Origin of the sequence: Methanobrevibacter sp. (assembly GCF_030539665.1) — an archaeon.
In the GTDB taxonomy this organism is placed as follows: Archaea; Methanobacteriota; Methanobacteria; order Methanobacteriales; family Methanobacteriaceae; genus Methanocatella.
In genome coordinates, this window is sequence record NZ_JAUNXR010000003.1 from 234,481 (window position 1) to 254,078 (window position 19,598).

Annotated in this window: 21 protein-coding genes; 9 read left to right on the plus strand and 12 right to left on the minus strand. The window is 33.0% G+C overall.

Annotated features, from left to right (window positions below; genetic code table 11):
- A complete protein-coding gene (locus tag Q4P18_RS05360) occupies nucleotides 1-1,197 on the plus strand; it encodes a YcaO-related McrA-glycine thioamidation protein (RefSeq protein ID WP_303336475.1) in 1,197 nt (398 codons plus the stop codon).
- Between the two features lie 4 nt (nucleotides 1,198-1,201).
- A complete protein-coding gene (locus Q4P18_RS05365) occupies nucleotides 1,202-1,846 on the plus strand; it encodes a TfuA-related McrA-glycine thioamidation protein (protein ID WP_303336477.1) in 645 nt (214 codons plus the stop codon).
- A gap of 28 nt (nucleotides 1,847-1,874) precedes the next feature.
- Here Q4P18_RS05365 and Q4P18_RS05370 read toward each other — a convergent pair whose 3' ends face one another.
- Genes Q4P18_RS05370 through Q4P18_RS05385 form a run of 4 tightly spaced genes read right to left on the minus strand, consistent with a single transcriptional unit; the run spans nucleotide 1,875 to nucleotide 4,838 of the window.
- Nucleotides 1,875-2,339, minus strand: a complete 465-nt coding sequence (locus Q4P18_RS05370; RefSeq protein ID WP_303336479.1) for a hypothetical protein — start codon at nucleotides 2,337-2,339, stop codon at nucleotides 1,875-1,877.
- 8 nt (nucleotides 2,340-2,347) lie between these two features.
- Nucleotides 2,348-3,184 carry a CBS domain-containing protein gene (locus tag Q4P18_RS05375; protein WP_303336481.1) on the minus strand — a complete coding sequence of 279 codons (837 nt, stop codon included), beginning with the start codon at nucleotides 3,182-3,184 and terminating at the stop codon, nucleotides 2,348-2,350.
- A gap of 30 nt (nucleotides 3,185-3,214) precedes the next feature.
- The gene (locus Q4P18_RS05380) at nucleotides 3,215-3,646 is read right to left on the minus strand and encodes a universal stress protein (RefSeq protein ID WP_303336483.1); all 432 of its coding nucleotides are present in this window, start codon (nucleotides 3,644-3,646) and stop codon (nucleotides 3,215-3,217) included.
- A gap of 28 nt (nucleotides 3,647-3,674) precedes the next feature.
- Complete coding sequence (locus Q4P18_RS05385) at nucleotides 3,675-4,838, minus strand: amidohydrolase family protein (protein WP_303336486.1); 1,164 nt, start codon at nucleotides 4,836-4,838, stop codon at nucleotides 3,675-3,677.
- A 73-nt stretch (nucleotides 4,839-4,911) separates the two neighbouring features.
- On the opposite strand from Q4P18_RS05385, the gene Q4P18_RS05390 reads away from it, so the two are divergent.
- Nucleotides 4,912-5,490, plus strand: coding sequence for a zinc ribbon domain-containing protein (locus Q4P18_RS05390; protein WP_303336489.1), 579 nt, complete (start codon nucleotides 4,912-4,914; stop codon nucleotides 5,488-5,490).
- Between the two features lie 10 nt (nucleotides 5,491-5,500).
- On the opposite strand, the gene carB is transcribed toward Q4P18_RS05390, so the two are convergent.
- The 4 genes from carB to nadC form a co-directional block, all read right to left on the minus strand.
- The gene (gene carB / locus Q4P18_RS05395; RefSeq protein WP_303336491.1) at nucleotides 5,501-8,677 is read right to left on the minus strand and encodes a carbamoyl-phosphate synthase large subunit; all 3,177 of its coding nucleotides are present in this window, start codon (nucleotides 8,675-8,677) and stop codon (nucleotides 5,501-5,503) included.
- A gap of 37 nt (nucleotides 8,678-8,714) precedes the next feature.
- The gene (gene carA / locus Q4P18_RS05400; protein ID WP_303336494.1) at nucleotides 8,715-9,797 is read right to left on the minus strand and encodes a glutamine-hydrolyzing carbamoyl-phosphate synthase small subunit; all 1,083 of its coding nucleotides are present in this window, start codon (nucleotides 9,795-9,797) and stop codon (nucleotides 8,715-8,717) included.
- Between the two features lie 78 nt (nucleotides 9,798-9,875).
- A complete protein-coding gene (locus tag Q4P18_RS05405; RefSeq protein ID WP_303336496.1) occupies nucleotides 9,876-10,541 on the minus strand; it encodes a trans-aconitate 2-methyltransferase in 666 nt (221 codons plus the stop codon).
- Entirely contained in the window at nucleotides 10,542-11,372 is an 831-nt protein-coding gene (gene nadC / locus Q4P18_RS05410; protein ID WP_303336498.1) for a carboxylating nicotinate-nucleotide diphosphorylase, read from the minus strand. It abuts the gene before it with no gap.
- Between the two features lie 98 nt (nucleotides 11,373-11,470).
- Between nadC and rnz the strand changes: the two genes are divergently transcribed.
- From rnz to nadA, 3 genes are read left to right on the plus strand one after another with little or no spacing between them, the layout of a single operon-like run.
- A complete protein-coding gene (gene rnz, locus Q4P18_RS05415; RefSeq protein WP_303336500.1) occupies nucleotides 11,471-12,364 on the plus strand; it encodes a ribonuclease Z in 894 nt (297 codons plus the stop codon).
- An 8-nt stretch (nucleotides 12,365-12,372) separates the two neighbouring features.
- Nucleotides 12,373-13,128 (plus strand): mechanosensitive ion channel family protein, encoded by a 756-nt coding sequence (locus Q4P18_RS05420; protein WP_303336502.1) that lies wholly within the window; start codon nucleotides 12,373-12,375, stop codon nucleotides 13,126-13,128.
- Nucleotides 13,118-14,038, plus strand: coding sequence for a quinolinate synthase NadA (nadA, locus tag Q4P18_RS05425; protein ID WP_303336504.1), 921 nt, complete (start codon nucleotides 13,118-13,120; stop codon nucleotides 14,036-14,038). The genes Q4P18_RS05420 and nadA overlap by 11 nt, the downstream gene beginning before the upstream one ends.
- A gap of 2 nt (nucleotides 14,039-14,040) precedes the next feature.
- On the opposite strand, the gene Q4P18_RS05430 is transcribed toward nadA, so the two are convergent.
- Together Q4P18_RS05430 and Q4P18_RS05435 are read right to left on the minus strand one after the other, a co-directional pair.
- A complete protein-coding gene (locus tag Q4P18_RS05430) occupies nucleotides 14,041-14,313 on the minus strand; it encodes a DUF5750 family protein (protein WP_303336506.1) in 273 nt (90 codons plus the stop codon).
- 5 nt (nucleotides 14,314-14,318) lie between these two features.
- Nucleotides 14,319-15,299, minus strand: coding sequence for an alpha/beta fold hydrolase (locus tag Q4P18_RS05435; protein ID WP_303336509.1), 981 nt, complete (start codon nucleotides 15,297-15,299; stop codon nucleotides 14,319-14,321).
- A 390-nt stretch (nucleotides 15,300-15,689) separates the two neighbouring features.
- Here Q4P18_RS05435 and nucS point away from each other — a divergent pair, with 390 nt between their 5' ends.
- Complete coding sequence (gene nucS / locus Q4P18_RS05440; RefSeq protein WP_303336511.1) at nucleotides 15,690-16,463, plus strand: endonuclease NucS; 774 nt, start codon at nucleotides 15,690-15,692, stop codon at nucleotides 16,461-16,463.
- On the opposite strand, the gene Q4P18_RS05445 is transcribed toward nucS, so the two are convergent.
- Complete coding sequence (locus tag Q4P18_RS05445) at nucleotides 16,460-16,945, minus strand: hypothetical protein (RefSeq protein ID WP_303336514.1); 486 nt, start codon at nucleotides 16,943-16,945, stop codon at nucleotides 16,460-16,462. The genes nucS and Q4P18_RS05445 overlap by 4 nt on opposite strands.
- 106 nt (nucleotides 16,946-17,051) lie before the next feature.
- Between Q4P18_RS05445 and Q4P18_RS05450 the strand changes: the two genes are divergently transcribed.
- Both Q4P18_RS05450 and Q4P18_RS05455 read left to right on the plus strand, forming a co-directional pair.
- The gene (locus tag Q4P18_RS05450; protein ID WP_303336516.1) at nucleotides 17,052-17,840 is read left to right on the plus strand and encodes a zinc ribbon domain-containing protein; all 789 of its coding nucleotides are present in this window, start codon (nucleotides 17,052-17,054) and stop codon (nucleotides 17,838-17,840) included.
- A gap of 54 nt (nucleotides 17,841-17,894) precedes the next feature.
- On the plus strand, nucleotides 17,895-18,722 hold the full coding sequence (locus Q4P18_RS05455; protein ID WP_303336518.1) for a carbon-nitrogen hydrolase family protein: 828 nt from the start codon (nucleotides 17,895-17,897) through the stop codon (nucleotides 18,720-18,722).
- Here the strand turns inward: Q4P18_RS05455 and Q4P18_RS05460 are convergent.
- Entirely contained in the window at nucleotides 18,719-19,561 is an 843-nt protein-coding gene (locus tag Q4P18_RS05460; protein ID WP_303336520.1) for a HEAT repeat domain-containing protein, read from the minus strand. The two genes, Q4P18_RS05455 and Q4P18_RS05460, sit on opposite strands and share 4 nt — an antisense overlap.
- Nucleotides 19,562-19,598 lie beyond the last annotated feature (37 nt).

Below are 19,598 nucleotides of genomic sequence, written 5' to 3' on the forward strand. Positions count from 1 at the left end.
ATGTTAAATGATGAAAAAATTGAATTTTTTGAAGGAACACAAAGAGTTACAACTCCTGAGAAAACTATAGAAAAATATGAACCGATGCTTAGAACTGCTGGAATAACCAGAATAACTGAAATTACACATCTAGACAGAATAGGAATTCCAGTGTTTTCAGCCATTAGACCTACCTCTCAAGATGGAGGAGTCAGTGTCTATGCAGGCAAAGGAATTGGAGTGAATCAGGCAAAGGCATCTGCAATAATGGAAGGTTTTGAAAGATATTCCGCAGAAAGGCAGGGAAATGAAGAAATCGTTGTTGCAAACATGAATGACCTTGAAGGAAACTATATTGATCCTAAAACACTTAATCTTCCCCAGGAAACAAAAAACTACAGCAATTTTGAAATTGAATGGAGTACTGCCTTTGATTTGGTGACTGAGAAAGAATTTTATGTCCCTTCAAATGCAATTTATCATCCATACATACCTGAAAATAACTGTTTGGCATTATTTAAAGGCCATACCAATGGATTGGCTTCTGGAAATGTAGTTGAAGAGGCCATTTTACACAGCATTTTTGAAGTTATTGAACGTGATGCATGGAGCATTTATGAACTTACCCGCAAAAACTCAAGGCAGATAAATCTTGAAACCGTAAAAAGTGACTTGATCAATGATTTGCTTGAAAAATTCAGTAAAAATGATATTGAGATAAGACTGTTCGATTTGACAGCAGACATCAAGGTTCCGACAATTCTTGCCTCTGCAGACGATACCCTACTTAAAGATGCAGGATTATTGTCCATAGGAATTGGAACACATCTTGATCCTGAAATAGCTGTTTTACGTGCCCTTACAGAAGTAGCACAAAGTAGAGCAACACAAATTCAAGGAGCCCGTGAAGATACCGTTCGTGCAGATATCGTGAGAAAAGTGGGCTATGAAAAAACAAAGAAAAAATACAAACATTACTTCAATGACAAGGAAAGCAAAATTGACTTTTCCGAAATTCCAAATAAAAGTACTGGGTCTTTAAAAGATGACATTGACATTGTGATTAAAGAGTTGAAAGCCAACGGCATTGAAAATGTCCTATATAAAGACATTACAAGGCCCGAAATCGGAGTGAATGTTGTGCGCGTCGTCATTCCAACAATGGAAATGTATTCCGTTGACAAGGGAAGAGTTGGAGACAGATGCTTAAAGATATGATAATATGAAGGCCATTATTTATACTGGACTCTCAGTGAGTTTTGATGAAGCGAAAGAGATATTGGATGAAAACGTTATTTATAAGCCCCCAATAAAAAGAGGAGATATCGGTGATGCCTTAAAAGAAAATCCAGACATTATTGGAATAATAGATGGGGTTTTCCACCAATCCCCTGCCGTTGCCCATAAGGAAATATTGAACGCAATCGATGCTGGAGTTAAGGTTATTGGATCATCAAGTATGGGAGCATTAAGAGCTTCTGAATTGGATGTGTTGGGAATGGTTGGAATAGGCTATGTTTATGAGCAATATAGAGACGGAGAGATAACTTCTGACGACGATGTTGCAGTTATGCTTGATCAGGAGACATTAGAACCTCTTTCAGTTCCTCTGGTCAATATGAAATATGTCTTTACAAAAGCCCAAGAGGAAAATGTGATAATCGCCAATGAAAAGGAGGAATTGCTACAGATAGCAAAAGAGATATTTTATCCAAAAAGAATTTATTCTGCCGTTTTGAATGAATCAAGCCTGAATGACGATAAAAAAAATAAGCTCATTGACTTTATCGCTATTTCTAAAGATATCAAAAAAGAAGATGGAAAAAAACTTATAAAATATGTTAAAGAGCTAATGGAAACAGCATGATTTTTATTAAAAAAAGAGAATAAAAAGATTATTTTTTACCTAATCTTTCCATATATTTTTTATAAACGATTTCTGGAGTTTCAATATGCTTTTCAACTTCTGTTTCTACAATTGAAACTTCATCCTCAGGACTTCTTTCAACACTTCTCAAACCATATACCATGATGTCGTCCCCTTCAATTTTAAAGCCAACGTCATCAGCCACAACATTCAATAAATTAATCTCTAATTGAGAAGCCTCACTTCTATCGTTATCAACTTTATAAATATATTTTAAGAATAAGTCCTTATGAGGCATGATTTCATTAACAGTTCTTTTTATTACAGATTCGAAAAGCTCTAAAAACTTAGCAACAATATCATCATCATTGTTCCAACAAAAAAGAACAGAATTAAGAACGATTTCATGCTCTGATGAATCGTCTCTTAATCTAGATCTAATCTTGATGATGCTATCATCTGATTTTATCATAAGGACTGGTTTAAGACCCATTATATCACTTATACTAAAGCCTTAATCAAGTCACTTGCCCTTACAAGACCTATTAAATCCCCATCAACATTAGTAACCGGAATTTGTTCAATATTCAACTGCTTCATCTTTTTAGCGCAATCTGAAACTTTAGTTTTTTCATTAGCTATTTCAATATTATCTCCAATAACGTCTTCAACTAACTTATCAGAGAATTTCAAATGATTCTTTTCAATGTATAAGACAGAAGTACTGTCCCAAGACCATTTGTCCCCTTCGGTTCCTACAGTAGAACTGTGTTCGGAACGTTCTGAGATAATTTCACTTTCAGCAATGAAATCAGTTTCAGTCAAGATACCAGTTAATTTTGCCTGATTATTTAAAGCTAAAATAGATTTAAGACCGAAAAGTTTCATACTTTCAAAAGCAACATTCAATGGAGTTCCTACCCAAGTTGTAGCAATATCAGTAATCATATACTTTCCAACAGGATCATTATTTTCCATATCTGCCAATGCTTTTGAAACCAAGTCAAATGAGGTTATGATTCCCACCAATTCATCTTCATCATTAACAACAGGAACTCTCCTCACATTATTTTCAATCATTTTTTTAGCAACGCTTTCAATATCTTCACCAACTGTTGCAGTAACAAGATCTCTAGACATCAACATGGCAATTTGATCTTCATCAGGATTTATAATCAAATCAGAACGTGTTAATAATCCAACAAGCTTATTAGTATCCCCTTTAACTACTGGAAGAACAGAAATATTTTCTTCCCTCATTAGTTTTAATGCTTTTTCCCTATTTCCAGGTACAGAAACACTAATTACCTTTTTAGACATAACTCTTTTAACTTTCATATTACCATCCCTACTAATAAATTAATTAAATTAACGTACTACTAAAACAGAACAATGAGCATGTTTTGATACTTTATCAGCTACACTACCCATAAGGAATTTATCCAATTTAGATTTTCCTGAACTTCCAACAACAATCAAATCGATATCTTCCTCTTCTGCAGCGGTTAAAATTTCTTTTGCTGGTGAACCTTCTTTTATTATGGATGTGATTTTAACATTGAAATTTTCTTCTTCATCCATATGTTCAAAATCTTCAATATTTTTCTCAGAATCTTGTTTTAATATTGAAGTTAATTCGAATACTTCTTCATCTAATGGAAGGCCGTTTACAAAGCTATTTTCAATAACACTAATAGCAAAAATTTCTGCATCCATTGATTTTGCAATTTCTAAAGCAATATGCTCTGCTCTTTGAGCAAATTCTGAACCATCAGTCGGAACTAAAATTCTTTTATACATATCAAATCCTCCTTTTAAGATATTAAATCTATTGATATTTATGAATTATATTTTTATGTATAATATATAATATATCTTTCGAATTTGAGCGATTTATTATATTAAGGTATGGATTTTTAGATTTTTGTTTAAAAACTATAAATTCGGCAAAACTATCCTCGCGAATAACTGCCTTTTTTATATGTTGATTAATGGAACTGCAGCATACATTTGTTGTAGCCATTTTAAGCAATTCCCTAGGATTTATATTATAATTTTGAGTTACAGAAACAAGTTTGATGGTAAATTCCAATTCCCTAAGCATGTTTGGAGAATTCAACATCAAATTATCTGATCCCAGTATCGGGGCAATATCAGACTCGACAATATCACTTATAGGGGCAATACCAACATTCAAAGTTGCATTGGCTCTAGGGCACAAACATAGATTAACATCGGAACTGGATATAATCTTCAAATCATCCTTCATTAAATTAGTCCCATGAACAATTTGATCGAAATTGCAGTCAATAGCCCTTTCAACTTCTGTCTTATTGAATTTTTCTAAGGAATTATGTTGAACTTCACTAGATTCCGCAACATGTATTGAAGAAATTTTAGACTGCTTTCTGCATTCTTCAGTAATTAAGTTAGCCACCTCATCAGTAATTTCACCAAATCCGCTCGGAGCAATTCCGTCCGCCACCTTCAGAATATCCCTAATGGCTTTTTTAACCCTTTTCAAATCAGGATCATCACCATAAAAGCTATTGTCACGGCCCAATATGATTGGATTAATTGGCATGTCCTTTGAAGCTTCTTTAAGAAGCTCTATTCCTTTAATTCCTCCCTCCCTATAGTCAATGAAATGTGTAGTTCCTGTTTTTATCATTTCCCACATTGAATCTTGCATTCCTGCAATGATGTCATCGTCATCGGCATTTGAAAGAGCAACATGCTTAACACCATTTGGAGGTTTTACCACCTCATCCAAAGTAAGGCCATAACCTTCATCCTTAATTATGGAATCTCCAATATGAGTATGGCCATTTAAAAATGTTGGAGAGACAATGCAACCTTCACAGTCAATTATTTTTCCTTCAAACGCGCCTTCATTAATTTCAATTATTTTTCCATCTTCAACAACGATATTTTCTTTTTTAGGAGTAAGATTTTCCCCCTTCAATATTGTTGCATTTGCAATAGTAAACATTAAAAAAAGATATGTAAAATCTAGTACTTATTTTATAGTGTAAAACCAATATAATATTAAAAATATATTTGAGATGATTTTTATTAACTCCCAGGAAATTAGATATTTTTACAGAAATATTGTTAAAACAAATAATGTTTACAGAATCAAATATAAAAATAAAGATTATGGTGAGTTTAAAAATTTATCTGACGCATTATATGAACGTGATGCCTTGTTTTACTGCAATTTCGACTATGATCTGCTAGTGGAATGCGACCTTGAAAACAAATATGAAAATATGGATTTGCCTCCGTTTCCAACCAAAAGATCCAAGGGGAGAATAAAGGGAACAAAAGTAAATAAAGAAAAAAGGGAAGGGGAAATCCTATTCAATCACAGTAAAAAGAAATTTTATGTGAAAAAAGAAGATAAAATTTACAAATACTGCGATACAATGACAGAAGCATATTATATTAAAAAAATACTAATGGAAAACAATTGGAACGAAAACAGCATCAAACAAACAATAACTGAAAAAATAGAAGTCAATATTGTAATTGATTCAAGTAAGGAATATGAAGTAAAAATAAGTTTCTGTCCTAACTGCAGACATAAGATAAAAAACAGCGCAAAAGAATGTCCGTATTGTGGATATAAAATAGAAGATTAATGAAGAATGATTATTCTCCATCAATATATTCATTTAATGATTTAACTTTAATTTCATTGTTTTGAACCGCTGCAATAGCGTTTAATGCAGCCCTTGCACCTGCAAGTGTGGTTACATATGGAATACCTAATTCAATAGCTAATCTTCTGATAATATAACCATCCTGTGCAGACTGTTTTCCTTCAGATGTGTTGATGATTAAATCAATTTCTTTGTTTAAGATAGCTTCCTTAATATTAGGAGAGCCTTGAGAAACCTTTTTGATTTTTTCTATGTTAACACTTGGAGCAGCGTCAGCAGTTCCACCAGTAGCTACTAATTCAAATCCTAATTCCTCTGCTTTTTCAGCAATAGGGAGGATTTTCTTCTTATCTGAATCTTTAACGCTTATGAATATTTTACCGGATTTTGGAAGATCCATTCCAGCAGCAAGCTGTGATTTGTAAAATGCCATTCCAAAGTTCTCGTCTATACCAATACTTTCCCCTGTAGATTTCATTTCAGGACCTAATACAGTATCGGATTCCGGAAGTTTCAAGAATGGGAAAACAGATTCCTTAACAGCCACATGGTCAATCTTGATTTCTTTAGTAAGTCCAAAGTCCTTAAGCTTGCTTCCAGTCATGATCCATGTTGCGATTTTTGCTAAAGGAACTCCAATAGCTTTACTTACAAACGGAACTGTTCTACTTGCACGAGGATTTGCTTCAATGATGTAAACACGTTCCTCATCAAGTTTGACAGCATATTGAATATTCATTAAACCTTTAACGTCCAATTCTAAAGCTAATTTTCTACTGCTTTCACGAATAGTATCTAAAATATGCTCAGGAATTGTTTGAGGAGGAATTACACAAGCAGAATCTCCTGAATGAACACCTGCTTCTTCAATGTGTTCCATGATTCCTGCAATGAATACATCTTCACCATCACAAAGAATATCAACATCCAATTCAATTGCATCCTCCAAGAATTTATCTACAAGAATAGGGTGTTCTGGGGAAACTTTTACTGCTTCCTTCATATATTCTTCAAGTTCATTGTCATCGTAAACAATTTCCATTGCTCTTCCACCAATTACATATGATGGACGCACAAGTACTGGATAAGTAATTCTTTGAGCAATTTCTTTTGCCTCTTCAAATGAGTTTGCAGTTCCATAAGGAGCTTGACGGATGTGAAGTTTCTCCAATAATTCTGCAAATAACTCCCTGTCCTCAACTCTGTCAATGCTTTCATATGGTGTTCCTAAAATTTTAACACCTGCATTAGCCAATGGCACTGCTAAATTAATTGAAGTTTGACCTCCAAATTGAACGATTACCCCATCAGGGTTTTCTTGTTCAACAATACCCATAACATCCTCAAATGTCAATGGTTCGAAGTAAAGTTTATCGGAAATGTCATAATCTGTACTTACAGTTTCAGGGTTGTTGTTTATTAATATAGTTTCAATATCCTCTTCTTTTAAGGCAAGAGAAGAATGTACACAACAATAATCGAACTCGATACCCTGACCTATTCTAATAGGACCTGCTCCCAAAATGATGATTTTCTTTTTATTGCTTGGTTCTGCTTCATTACCAACATCATGACTGCTGTAATAATATGGTGTTTTTGCTTCAAATTCAGCAGCACAAGTATCTACCATCTTATAGGAACGATTTACGTTATGAGTTTTGGTTAAGTTTTTAACATATTCCTCAGTTTGACCTACGAGATCAGCCAATCTCTTATTTGAGAATCCTAATTGTTTGGCTTTTCTTAAGAAGTCAGGATCATTGAGTTTTTCTTCTGTGACTTCATTTTCAAAGTCAACGATATTTTTAATCTTGTATAAGAACAATTCATCAAATTTGGTGAGTTTTTGAAGTTCCTCAACACTCATACCATCTTTGAATGCTGAATAAATTTGGAAGAATCTTTCATCGGTCGGATTAGCCAAATCATCCTCGTCATATTCAACATATTCAAATCCTGTGAAGCCCATATCAAGAGATCTGATAGCTTTTTGGAATGCTTCCTCCATGGTTCTTCCAATTGCCATTACTTCTCCAGTTGCCTTCATTTGAACTCCAATTTTACGGTTAATGCCCCTGAACTTGTCAAATGGCCATCTTGGAATCTTTACAACAACATAGTCAATTGCCGGTTCAAATGAAGCAGGAGTCTCCTTAGTAATATCATTTTTAATTTCATCTAAAGTCATTCCAAGAGCTATTTTTGATGAGATTTTAGCAATTGGATAACCGGTAGCTTTAGATGCAAGAGCACTACTTCTACTTACCCTTGGATTTACTTCAATAACCTTATATTCACCTGTTTCAGGATTTACTGCAAATTGAATATTACATCCACCGCGAATACCGAGGTTTCTGATAATTTTGATTGAAGCGTCCCTCAATGCTTGTGAATCCTTGTCATTTAAATTTTGAGCTGGAGCTACAACAACACTTTCCCCTGTGTGAATACCCATTGGGTCAATGTTTTCCATACTACATACAATAATACAAGTATCGTCTTTATCCCTCATTACTTCATACTCGTATTCTTTCCATCCCAAAACAGATTCATCAATAAGAACTTGGTTAATGAAACTCATATCCAATCCATGGGTTGTAATTTCAACCAATTCTTCCTCATTATGAGCTACTCCACCACCAGTACCTCCCAAGGTGAATGCAGGCCTTACAATTACAGGATAACCAATGTCTTTTACAGCCTCAATAGCTTCTTCAACACTTTCTACAGCATGGCTTTTAGGAATTGGCTCGTTTAGTCTGTGCATGAAATTACTGAAAAGGTCACGATCTTCCACATCTTTAATTGTTTGAACATCAGACCCCAATACTTTAATTCCATCCAATAAACCCAAATCTCCAAGGCCAGTAGCTATGTTTAATCCAGTTTGACCACCCATAGTTGGTAAAATTGCATCAACTTGTTCTTTTTCAATGATTTGAGCTACAATTTCAGGAGTTAATGGTTCTGTATAAACTGTATCTGCCATATCCATATCAGTTTGAATAGTTGCAGGATTACTGTTTACAAGCACGGTTTCAATTCCTTCTTCTCTAAGTGATTTACATGCTTGTGAACCGGAATAATCGAATTCTGCAGCTTGACCTATTTGGATAGGTCCAGAACCAATAATCAATACTTTTTTAATATCATTATCGACAGGCATTTTAATCCTCTTAAGTTATTTTAATAAAATGGTAATTTTAATAATCATCCATCATTTGGTTAAATTCATCAAATATGCTCCTTGTATCGTTAGGACCAGGACTAGCTTCAGGATGGTATTGAATGGTTTTTAAAGGCAATTCTTTATGAGATAAACCTTCAGGAGTACCATCATTAAGGTTAATTTGTGATAATACAAGGTCAGTATCCTTAAGTGACTCTTTATCAACTGTAAAACCATGATTTTGAGAAGTTATAACCACCTTTCCAGTTTCCAAATCCTTAACTGGCTGATTAGCTCCTCTGTGTCCAAATTTCATTTTATAGGATTTTGCACCAAATGATTTAGCAATTAACTGTTGACCCATACAAATTCCAAAGATTGGCAACCTATTGGATAATATTTTCATGGTTTCAATAGTTTCAGTTACCCTGTCAGGATTTCCAGGACCTGAAGTAATCATCAAACCTTTAGGATCATAATCCAAGATTGTTTTGTAATCAGTGTCGTATGGGAATAAGACAACACCAATGTCCCTATCTAAAAAGTTTTGAATGATACTTTTCTTAACACCACAGTCAATTAGGGCAACTTTCTTGTCGTTGTCTTGACCAAATTCCTTGATTTCCTTGGTGGATACTAGCGGCACCAAATCCACTTCAGAAATGTGTGGCTGGCTTTTTGCCATTTCAATTAATTCCTCATCAGGAATATCCTCAGTAGTGATAACACTTTTCATTGACCCTTTTTCACGAATTTTAAGAGTTAAATCCCTTGTATCCACACCACTTATTCCAGGTACTTCAAATTCAGTTAAAAACTCATCTAAGGTTTTTGGAGATGAAAAATTAGAAACATGTTTACATACTTCACGCACTACAAACCCTTCCACCTGGATTTTGTCAGATTGATACCATTCTTCACTAACACCATAATTACCTTCCAAAGGATATGTAGACATTAAAATTTCTCCTTTAAAGGATGGATCAGTTAAAGATTCAGTATAACCTCCCATACCAGTGGAAAAGACCAATTCACCAGTTTTAGTGGTTTCATAACCAAAACCTTCACCTTTAATAATAGTTCCGTCTTCTAAGACTAATTTAGCCTCTTTTACCATTAAATCACCATTTAATAAAAAAATATATAATCTTCTATTCTTTAATAATTATATTTTTTATATAATATTAAATTTTCTTTATTTTTGACCCCACAACACAGCATGAGTATAAAATTTAAACGGGACTCCCACCATATTACAACCTGACTCTTTCAAACAGTCCAATTGATATTGTATGGAATCAGTATCATCAAATTTTCTTCTTTCATTGGCCTGTTCAAACTCTTCCAGGCTAACATTTTGTAAAATCAAATCATCCACTTTCTTATAGAATAACCTTTCAACAGAATCATCCTCATCACAAACCAAATCTGCATTAATAAAGATTCCGCCATCATTTAATAGATTCACATATTTTTCATATAGAAACCCCTTTTCTTCCTGAGTTAAATGATGAATTGAAAGTGAAGACATTATAATGTCATATTCCCCATCAAATTCGGCAGTCAAATAATTTTCATTCCTATAGGAAATGTTAGGATTGTCTTTGAATCTTTCACGAGCAACATCCAACATGTTATCCGCCAAATCAATAAGCTCAACTTCAGCATTGGGATATTTTTTAAGAAGAAATTCTGTTAAAAGTCCTGTTCCAGCACCCAAATCCAAAACTTTTGGATTATCTCCTTCAAATGTCAATACATCAACAGCAACCCCATAAAAATCATGGAAACCTGGAATCAGCCTTTCCCTTTCCCCATCATAATTTCTTGCATGCCTATCAAAAATATCACTAACGTTCATTCATTTATCCCCAAAATTTAAAGAAAAATTAAGACTTCTGGAAGAGTGAGTAATTCCGCCAACAGAAATAACATCAATATCCAAACAGGAATAATCCAAAATATTATCTTCGTTAATTCCTCCGGAAACTTCAATTAAAGAATTTTGACGGATTCCCAAATCATCAAGATTGTTCAAAACCTCCTTGACTTCTTCAGGAGACATGTTGTCCAGCATTACAATATCTGCATTATTCCTAACACATTCAATAGCATCATCCAATGATTCAACTTCAATTTCAATTTTCTTAGAAAAACTGACGTTTTCCTGAGCTTTTTTAAGAGTTTCCAAAGGAGTACCCACTGCCTTAATATGATTGTCTTTAATTAAGACCATATCGTCCAATGAAAATCTATGAGTATCTGCCCCACCAATATTCAAAGCTATTTTATCGAATTTGGCAAATGCAGGAGCTGTTTTTCTGGTTCCCGCAACTATAACATCATCATCTTCAACCAATTTAACATAAGAATTTGCAGATGTTGCAACGCCACTCATATGCATCAATAAGTTAAGAACGCTCCTTTCGGCTAAAAGAATGTCTAAGGCCCTTCCCTCAATATAAAAAAGCAGGTCCCCCTCATCAATTTCACTACCATCTTCCAAATTAAAAATAACATCAATATTCTTAAAATTAAGAATATCCTTAGCAAACTCCACACCTGCAAGAATACCCTTTTCTTTAGAAGTGATTTGGGCAATTACTACCTTATCATTATCAATAACTGCATTAGAAGTAATATCTCCAAATCCTTCGTCTTCAAGAATCATATATTCCAATATTCTATCCATTGAAATCTCTCCTAACCATCTATCTTAATATAAATTTAATTATAAAACTAATTAAATATATTTATTAAAATAATGAAATTATTACATAGTGATTTAAAATGGAAATTACATTTTTAGGAACATCATCTGCAGTCCATTCACAAAACCGTAGCCATCCCGCAATAGCTTTAAGAGCATTCGGGGAAGTGATGCTATTTGATTGTGGAGAATCGACTCAAAAACAATTGATTTACGCAAAGATAAGTCCAATGAAAATATCAAAAATATTTTTAAGTCACTTTCATGGAGATCATATTTTAGGCCTTCCAGGATTATTGCAATCAATGAATTTTAGAGGTAGAGAAAAGAGTTTATCCATTTATGGACCAAAAGGCCTTAACAAGTTAATGGATACCATAAAACAGTTGGGATTTTCAGAATTTGATTTCCCGATAGAAGTAATTGAAGTTGAAAATGGTACATTAATAGAAACCGACGATTACATTATAAAAGCCAAAAAAATGAAGCATAATGTAATCTCCTTTGCATATTCAATAACTGAAAAGAAAAAACCTAAATTTTTAAGAGAAAAGGCCATTGAACTTGGAGTTCCTGTAGGGCCATTATTTGGAAAGCTTCATAATGGTCATGAAATAGAAGTGGATGGAAAAATAATAAAGCCTGAGCAAGTGCTGGGAGAACCTAAAAAAGCTAAAAAAATAGTATACTCGGGAGATACAATCCCATGTAAAGAAATGATTGAATTTGCTGAAGGGGCCAATTTGTTAATACATGAATCAACCTATACTCTTGAAGATAATGATAAGGCAATTCAAAATTTCCATTCAACCTCATCAGACGCAGCACAAATAGCTGCACAGGCCAATGTTGAAAAATTGATCCTGACTCATTTTAGCACACGTTACAAAGATACCAACGACATGATAAGCCAGGCAAGACAAGAATTTAAAAACAGCCATTTAGCAAAAGATCTAATGGTTGTAGACGTTTAGTGATTACTATGAACATCATTACAACAATACAGCCTTTTTTAAAAATAATACAGGCAATTATAATACTTATTCTAGCCTATATCAGTATAAAAATAGTCTATTTTATTATAAACAAGTTGAAATTCTTTGAACAAAAGTTAACTCTCATTTATGCTTTCAAAGACTTGTCAAAATATATAATTGCAGTCATTGCATTGATTTTGATATTTAACATATTTGGAATTGATTTGAAAGGAATATTCATAAGCATCGGAATCGTAGGTATTGCAATAAGTTTTGCTGCAAAAGACATCATTTCAAATTTCATGTCAGGATTTTTCCTAATAGCTGACAAAACCCTGGAAATTGGAGATGTGATGCAGATAAACAATCTAAAAGGAGAAGTTAAAAAAATAGGCCTTAGAAATACGGTTATTTTAACCGAAACTGGAGATACAATAATAATCCCAAATTCTTCGCTTTCAACAAATCCATACTCAAGATTTAAAAAAGGAGAAATTGAGAAAGTAAGCTTGAACGTTACAGCACCATTAAATATTGATATCAGCGACTTTAAAAATGAAATAGAGGAAATCATCAATAAAAACGAAGGCATTTTGAAAACTCCAAAACCCAAAATTGAATCAAAAGGCATTGATGAAAACGGAACGCTACTGAAAATAATGTTTTGGGTGAAAAATTTTAATAAAAAAGAAGATAATAAATTAATTATTACAAACCAAGTTAGAGAAATCATAAATAAAAAACTAGGTGATGACAATTAATTCAATACAAAAAGAAATTGAACAGTTAAAAAAGGAAAAAAATGCAATTATCCTTGCACACAATTACCAGCCAAAAGAAATCCAGGAAATAGCTGATTTTCTAGGAGATTCCCTGGAATTATGTATTAAAGCATCTGAAATCGAAGATAAGGATTTGGTAATCTTTTGTGGTGTAGATTTCATGGCAGAAACTGCATACATATTGAATCCTGATAAAAAAATAGTGATTCCAGATCTAGAGGCTGAATGTCCTATGGCAAATATGCTTCCTGAAAAAGAATTATTGGAAGCAATCGATAAACATCCTGACGCTGCTGTCGTATTATATGTGAACAGTATAGCAGAAGCCAAACAGCATGCAGACACATTATGTACCTCTGCAAATGCCGTGAAGGTTGTGGGAAGTTTAGATAATGATAAAATATTATTCGGACCAGACACAAATCTAGGCCGCCATGTTGGAGAAAAACTCAATAAGGAAATTATTCCAGTCCCGGCAGGAGGACATTGTTACGTTCATAATGAATTAACAGTAGATGATGTTGAACTTAAAAGAAAAGAATATCCTAATGCAGAAATTATTTGTCATCCAGAATGTAAAATAGAAGTTCAACATGCATGTGATGCAGTATTATCCACTGGAGGAATGCTCAAATACATTGCTGAAAGCGATAACGATGAATTTGTTCTTGGAACTGAAGTAGACATGATTACAAGAATAAATGCCGAAATTCCAGAGAAAAAAATATATCCATTGGTGGATAGTGCAATCTGTGAAACCATGAAACTCCATTCACTAGAAAAAGTAAAACAAGCTTTAGAAGATGAACAACCTGAAATAAAGCTTCCAGAAACTGTTCGTGAAAAATCTTTAAAAGCTGTTGAGCATATGTTAAATGCTTCAAAGTAAAACTATAAATTTTCTAAAAAGCTAGATAAGAAAACATTCATTTCTATTTCTTCTCTAGCTATAAAATCATTTAATTTAAACTTAGCTTCATCACTGTTGAATGGGAAAAGATTATCGTCAAAGTACATTCTAATCTTTAAATTGTCCCCATCCATTTCTATTTCTTCCTCTAAATTATCTTGAATAAATTTTAACTGATCATCAGTCAATCCAGTGACCAAATAATCAACATAATTTTTATCCCCTTGGGAATAGTCATCAATTTTTACATCCATTGAACTCACCTGTGTTTTAACATAAATGCCTGAAGATCATCTTTGATTTTTATTAGTTCATTGCTGCCCACATGACCCAACAATGAGTCGAAAATTACCAATTGAGAATTTTCAATCATATCGTTTAACGGAATAGCATCCAAATCAGGAGGGAAATACTGGTCCTGGTTAATAGCTATAATCAAGACATCCGCTTCTATTTTTTCCAAATCCTCTTCAATATCATATTCAAGTATCGCATCATTTTGATATTTCACATCATAAATGTCTGCAAATAGTCCCTCATCCCCATAATCATCAATAGCCACATCCAGCTCATAGTTGCTCATGCCTCTATACTGCTGTCTGGAAAGGCCGTAACTATAGGCCACCTGAGTAGCCAGCTTTAATGTTCTTGAAAGAGATTCTGAGTATCCGTCAACCCCATAATGAGGATCGGATGTAATTATCTCATTAGTAACTTTAGACAGTATGTAATTATGTCCTGCTGTCTTATAACTTGAAACTATGGAAATTATAAAGTCCATGTAATCCGGATACAGTGTAGCCCATGTTAATGCCACATATCCTCCCATTGAATTACCAATTACTCCCTTTACATGTGTTATGTTAAAGCATTCTTCTAAAAATTGCTTTTGAAAATTTACCATATCATCCAAGCTGTAACGGGGAAATCTGTAAAACAATTCTGTTGTGGATGGTGAACATGATTCTGGGGTTCCTAAGCCAGACATTGAAATGAAGAAATACTCTTCTTTGTCAAATGGGTCTCCAGGATTTATCAAATCATTCAATTTTTTAATTGAACCATAATTTCCTCCAGAACCGTGACAATATACAATGGCATTTGTAATTCTGCCATCATCATCATATTTTGGAGTGCCTCCAGTCACATATTCAACTTTAGCATTTTCCATTGTTTTTCCATTGGTAAATTCGAAGTTATCCAAATAAAAATAATCTAAATTATTTAGGAAAGTATTCATATCAATAACCTCTCAAAGCTGTTTTCCATAACATTATATGTAGTTCATTATATTGATAATGATAAATAAAAGTTCCTATGAATGCGAATAATTTTTTTATTGGGCCATTGAATTAAAAACTGAACAGAATCAACACGTCAAAAATCCCGAAAAATTACAGGTTAATTCCAAACTTTGCATCAATAGCTGTTTTTTATGTATTTTTGCATCAACACCCCTATAGAAACTATAAAGACAAAAGAAGAATTCTCCAATTTTAAATATTTCATCAAATCTTGAATATTGAATATAACAATATAAATGTTTATAGAAAAATAAATCATTTAACCTATTTCAAAATTATTTTATAAATGCAAAAATATTATAACACTCGAAAATAATTTAAAATTAATGAAATATAAAATACTGGAAAACCCAAATCATGAAAGTGCTTATGAACTCGTATCAGAAGCATTGCGTAAAAAAGCTACTGTTTACATATTTGCCAGCTGCAAAATAGAATATGAAGGACGTGCACTCAGTCAATTAAATTGGGGAGAAAGAATAATATTGATTAAACCGGACGGATCATTTTTAGTTCATCAGGATAAAAAAGTAGAACCTGTAAATTGGCAACCTCCAAAATCAAAAGCCAGAACCTATTTGAAGGACAAAACCCTTTTCCTGGAAAGCCATAGAAGAACTCCAAAAGAGCTGTTGACTGTGGAATTGGGAAAAATCCATATTATTAACTATACCAACGTGGAAGACTTTGAAGAATTAGAACAGGCAGGTTATGAAAAAGATATGGGCGACATGATTATGAAAAGGCCACATATCATAGAAGAAGGGTTTAAGCCAACTGCAAGAGAATATAGTGTGGAACATGGGTTTATTGATATTTTAGGAAAGGACAAGAACAACAATTTAATGGTTCTAGAATTAAAATGCAGAAAAGCAGGAGTTAGTGCCGTAAAACAATTGAAAAGATATCTTACAGATTTTGAAGACGATGAAGATTCCCTAACTAACCATAAAACAAAAGAAATAAGAGGAATCCTAGTGGCACCATCGATAGATGAAGATGCCAAAGAACTAATTGAAGAAGAAGGAATAGAATTTATTTCTATGGAAGCACCAAAAGAATTGAAAAGAGATAAAAAGGTTACTTTAGATATTTTCTAAAGAATTGATTCATCTATCCTTTCCATTTCTTTTTTATGGTGTTCAAGAGTATGTTTATTTGCAGGGATGGATTGTGTTACATGACATTCCTTTTCAAGCTTGTAAATCAAATAATCTTCATTCTCTAAAGGAATGGAATCCCCATTATCCAACAATTCCAACTTATCCAATTCTTCAACAATATTATCATACTCTTTTTGTTCCAATTCAATTATATCATTTAGATCCATTTCACGGACCTTAGGATTGATTTGTAAGGCAATAACCACAAACCCATTCACAGCAGTTCCGTTAAGATCAAATTCCGCCCTTCTGATTTCATCCATTGATAGCTTAACATGATCCACTGTGCTTTCTGTAACTGGAATTTCATTTGATAAACCTACTTGGTTAATTTCATATTCATTTTCCCAATTTCCAAGTTTATAAATTGCATAATTAATATCATCCGCATCAATATTTTTGTTTTCAGAATTAACCATAATATCCACCTTTTAGATTGAAATTATAAAATTTAAAATATAAAAATTTTTCTTTAATTTTAAATAAGATAACCAATATAAATAAATTCAATAGGAGGTTTAAATTTTGAAAAAATGTCCTGAATGTGGAAATCCTAGTTATGACGGAGCTCCAAAATGTGGAAATTGCGGTTATAAATTTCCGATGAAAACACGCAAAGCTCCTAAAAAAGAGACTGATATTTTCGCAGATAGTAAAAAAGCTGAAACTAAAAAGGTTAAAAAACCTAAAGTTGAAAAACCTAAAAAAGCAACATCAGTGAAAAAACCTGAAAAACCAAAAAGTCTCAAGCCTAAAAATACTAAAGACGAAAGCACAATCGAGATTATAAAACAAAATAAATTTGTAATCGGAATAATAGTTGCTGTAACAATAATAGCAATTTGTGGAATTGTTCTTTCAGGATCCAACTCACATGATTCAACTCCAGCAAAAACAGCAGACACAATGAATTTTTCAGAATATGGATTTAGTTTTTCATTCCCTAAAACTTGGAATCAAACAAAATTAACTGACGAAAGCCATGAAACTGCAATTTTCTTCGATGCTGGAAATAATACAATAGTTGAGTTTTATAATGTTACTAGTGATTACAAATCATTAAAACAGATTAACCAAGAAAGAATAACCAAGGCTCAAAATGAAGGAGATTATATTGATACAGTAGAAACCCTCACTCTTGATGGAAGAAATTCATCAAACATAATTATTGAAAATGCTGATGGTGATTATACCAGATACGTTTCACTATTTACTGACGGTGAATTGTATGTATTTAAAATCACAGGAGAATCATTGAATAATGTTAATTCCACAGCAATAAATGATATGGTTTCCACTGCTCACATAAGTTAAATTAAATAAGTATGATTAATTCATCATACTTAAATTCTATTTTTAAGTGTTTAAATGACTGAAATAACAATAGCTCTTTGTCAAATGAATGTTGTTGACAATAAAGAGAAAAATATCGAAAAAGCTATTGAAATGATCAATAACGCAATAGCTAAGAATGCTGATTTTATCGTATTGCCTGAAATGTTTAACTGTCCCTATGAAAACGAAAAGTTCATAGAGTACTGTGAAAATGGAAAAAAAAGCGAAACGGTAGCAAAAATATCCGAAATGGCAAGGTTGAACAATGTTTACATACTTGCAGGATCAATATCCGAGCAGGAAAACAGCAATATCTACAATACCAGCTATTTCTTTAATAGAAACGGTGAAATGATTGCAAAACATAGAAAAATGCATTTGTTTGACATTGATGTGAAAGATAAAATCTATTTCAAAGAATCAGATACTTTAACTGCAGGAAATGAAATAACAGTAGCTGAAACCGACTTTGGAAAAATTGGAATTGGAATTTGCTATGATATACGTTTTCCAGAACTAGCTAGGCTCATGGTAAATGAAGGGGCGGAAATATTATTTTATCCAGGTGCCTTTAATCTAACAACAGGTCCTGCACATTGGGAACTGTTATTTAGAGCAAGAGCATTAGATAATCAGGTATACTGTGTAGGTGTGGCTCCTGCACTGGACAAAGAGGCAAATTATAATTCTTACGGCCATTCAATTATCACAAACCCATGGGGAGAAGTGGTGGTTGAAGGAGACTATGGTGAAGAGCTTATAATTGGAAAAATAGATTTGGATGAAATAAAAAGAATAAGAGAGGAATTGCCTCTTCTTAAAAATAAAAGAAATGATATTTATAAATTAGATAAAATCTAACTCATTTTTTCCAATCTTTTTTGGAAATACACTTCTTTTCCTGGTTTTTTGGCACTTAATATTTCAATTGCCTTTTTAATAACCCTGACTTCGTTGTCATAGTCATTGTTTTTTCTATAAAGAATGCATAATCTTTTATAAGGAGAATCTTTTGGTTCTTCTCCTTCCAAATACTTTTCATATTCCTTAATAGCTTTTTGAACGTTGGTTTTTTCTATCTTTTTAATTGTTGAAAGTGGAATTACACTAGAAACTGTTTCTCCTTTTTCTTTAGCTTTCAATATTTTTTCTGCTTTTTTAATAGCCTTGTTACAGGATTTTTTAAAGTCCTTTTCATCCTCATTTCTTCTTGCCTGTTTTATTAGTTTGATTGATTCAGGTGTTGCAATATCTGCCAAAGCGTAAATTGCAGCAAGCTTTACACCCCAATCCTCATCTTCAAGACCTTTAGCAATATTATCCAATTGATCTTCTGCTTTAAGCTCACCAAGAGCCCTTATAGCTACTTTTCTAACACCAAAATCTTCATCATTGACAGAATTGGCGAAATATTCAACGGCTTTTGGATTTTCTGTTTCTTTAAGTGCAAATGCAAAAAAACGTTTGTTTTTACCTTCAGCAGCATCGTATTCATTAGCCAGTTTATCAAAAGCTGACTCGCCGAAAGTTCCTAAAATCTCAGCTGCCTTAAATCTGACTTGTGCATTGTCATCAGTAACTGCCACGATTAAATCATCAATTATACATTCATCATTACATCCAACTAAACTTTCAATAGCTTCTTTTCTAACAGCTACATCCCCATCTTTTAATCCTTGAATTGCATTTTCAACATTCATATCTCTAACACCTATAAGAATAAGTTTAAAAAGATTA

Bases quoted from the DNA above. Each gene is read 5' to 3' on its own strand.
- Q4P18_RS05360 (WP_303336475.1), top strand. From the start codon at position 1: ATGTTAAATGATGAAAAAATTGAATTTTTTGAAGGAACACAAAGAGTT.
- Q4P18_RS05365 (WP_303336477.1), top strand. From the start codon at position 1,202: ATGAAGGCCATTATTTATACTGGACTCTCAGTGAGTTTTGATGAAGCG.
- Q4P18_RS05370 (WP_303336479.1), bottom strand. From the start codon at position 2,339: ATGGGTCTTAAACCAGTCCTTATGATAAAATCAGATGATAGCATCATC.
- Q4P18_RS05375 (WP_303336481.1), bottom strand. From the start codon at position 3,184: ATGAAAGTTAAAAGAGTTATGTCTAAAAAGGTAATTAGTGTTTCTGTA.
- Q4P18_RS05380 (WP_303336483.1), bottom strand. From the start codon at position 3,646: ATGTATAAAAGAATTTTAGTTCCGACTGATGGTTCAGAATTTGCTCAA.
- Q4P18_RS05385 (WP_303336486.1), bottom strand. From the start codon at position 4,838: ATGTTTACTATTGCAAATGCAACAATATTGAAGGGGGAAAATCTTACT.
- Q4P18_RS05390 (WP_303336489.1), top strand. From the start codon at position 4,912: ATGATTTTTATTAACTCCCAGGAAATTAGATATTTTTACAGAAATATT.
- carB (WP_303336491.1), bottom strand. From the start codon at position 8,677: ATGCCTGTCGATAATGATATTAAAAAAGTATTGATTATTGGTTCTGGA.
- carA (WP_303336494.1), bottom strand. From the start codon at position 9,797: ATGGTAAAAGAGGCTAAATTAGTCTTAGAAGACGGAACTATTATTAAA.
- Q4P18_RS05405 (WP_303336496.1), bottom strand. From the start codon at position 10,541: ATGAACGTTAGTGATATTTTTGATAGGCATGCAAGAAATTATGATGGG.
- nadC (WP_303336498.1), bottom strand. From the start codon at position 11,372: ATGGATAGAATATTGGAATATATGATTCTTGAAGACGAAGGATTTGGA.
- rnz (WP_303336500.1), top strand. From the start codon at position 11,471: ATGGAAATTACATTTTTAGGAACATCATCTGCAGTCCATTCACAAAAC.
- Q4P18_RS05420 (WP_303336502.1), top strand. From the start codon at position 12,373: ATGAACATCATTACAACAATACAGCCTTTTTTAAAAATAATACAGGCA.
- nadA (WP_303336504.1), top strand. From the start codon at position 13,118: ATGACAATTAATTCAATACAAAAAGAAATTGAACAGTTAAAAAAGGAA.
- Q4P18_RS05430 (WP_303336506.1), bottom strand. From the start codon at position 14,313: ATGGATGTAAAAATTGATGACTATTCCCAAGGGGATAAAAATTATGTT.
- Q4P18_RS05435 (WP_303336509.1), bottom strand. From the start codon at position 15,299: ATGAATACTTTCCTAAATAATTTAGATTATTTTTATTTGGATAACTTC.
- nucS (WP_303336511.1), top strand. From the start codon at position 15,690: ATGAAATATAAAATACTGGAAAACCCAAATCATGAAAGTGCTTATGAA.
- Q4P18_RS05445 (WP_303336514.1), bottom strand. From the start codon at position 16,945: ATGGTTAATTCTGAAAACAAAAATATTGATGCGGATGATATTAATTAT.
- Q4P18_RS05455 (WP_303336518.1), top strand. From the start codon at position 17,895: ATGACTGAAATAACAATAGCTCTTTGTCAAATGAATGTTGTTGACAAT.
- Q4P18_RS05460 (WP_303336520.1), bottom strand. From the start codon at position 19,561: ATGAATGTTGAAAATGCAATTCAAGGATTAAAAGATGGGGATGTAGCT.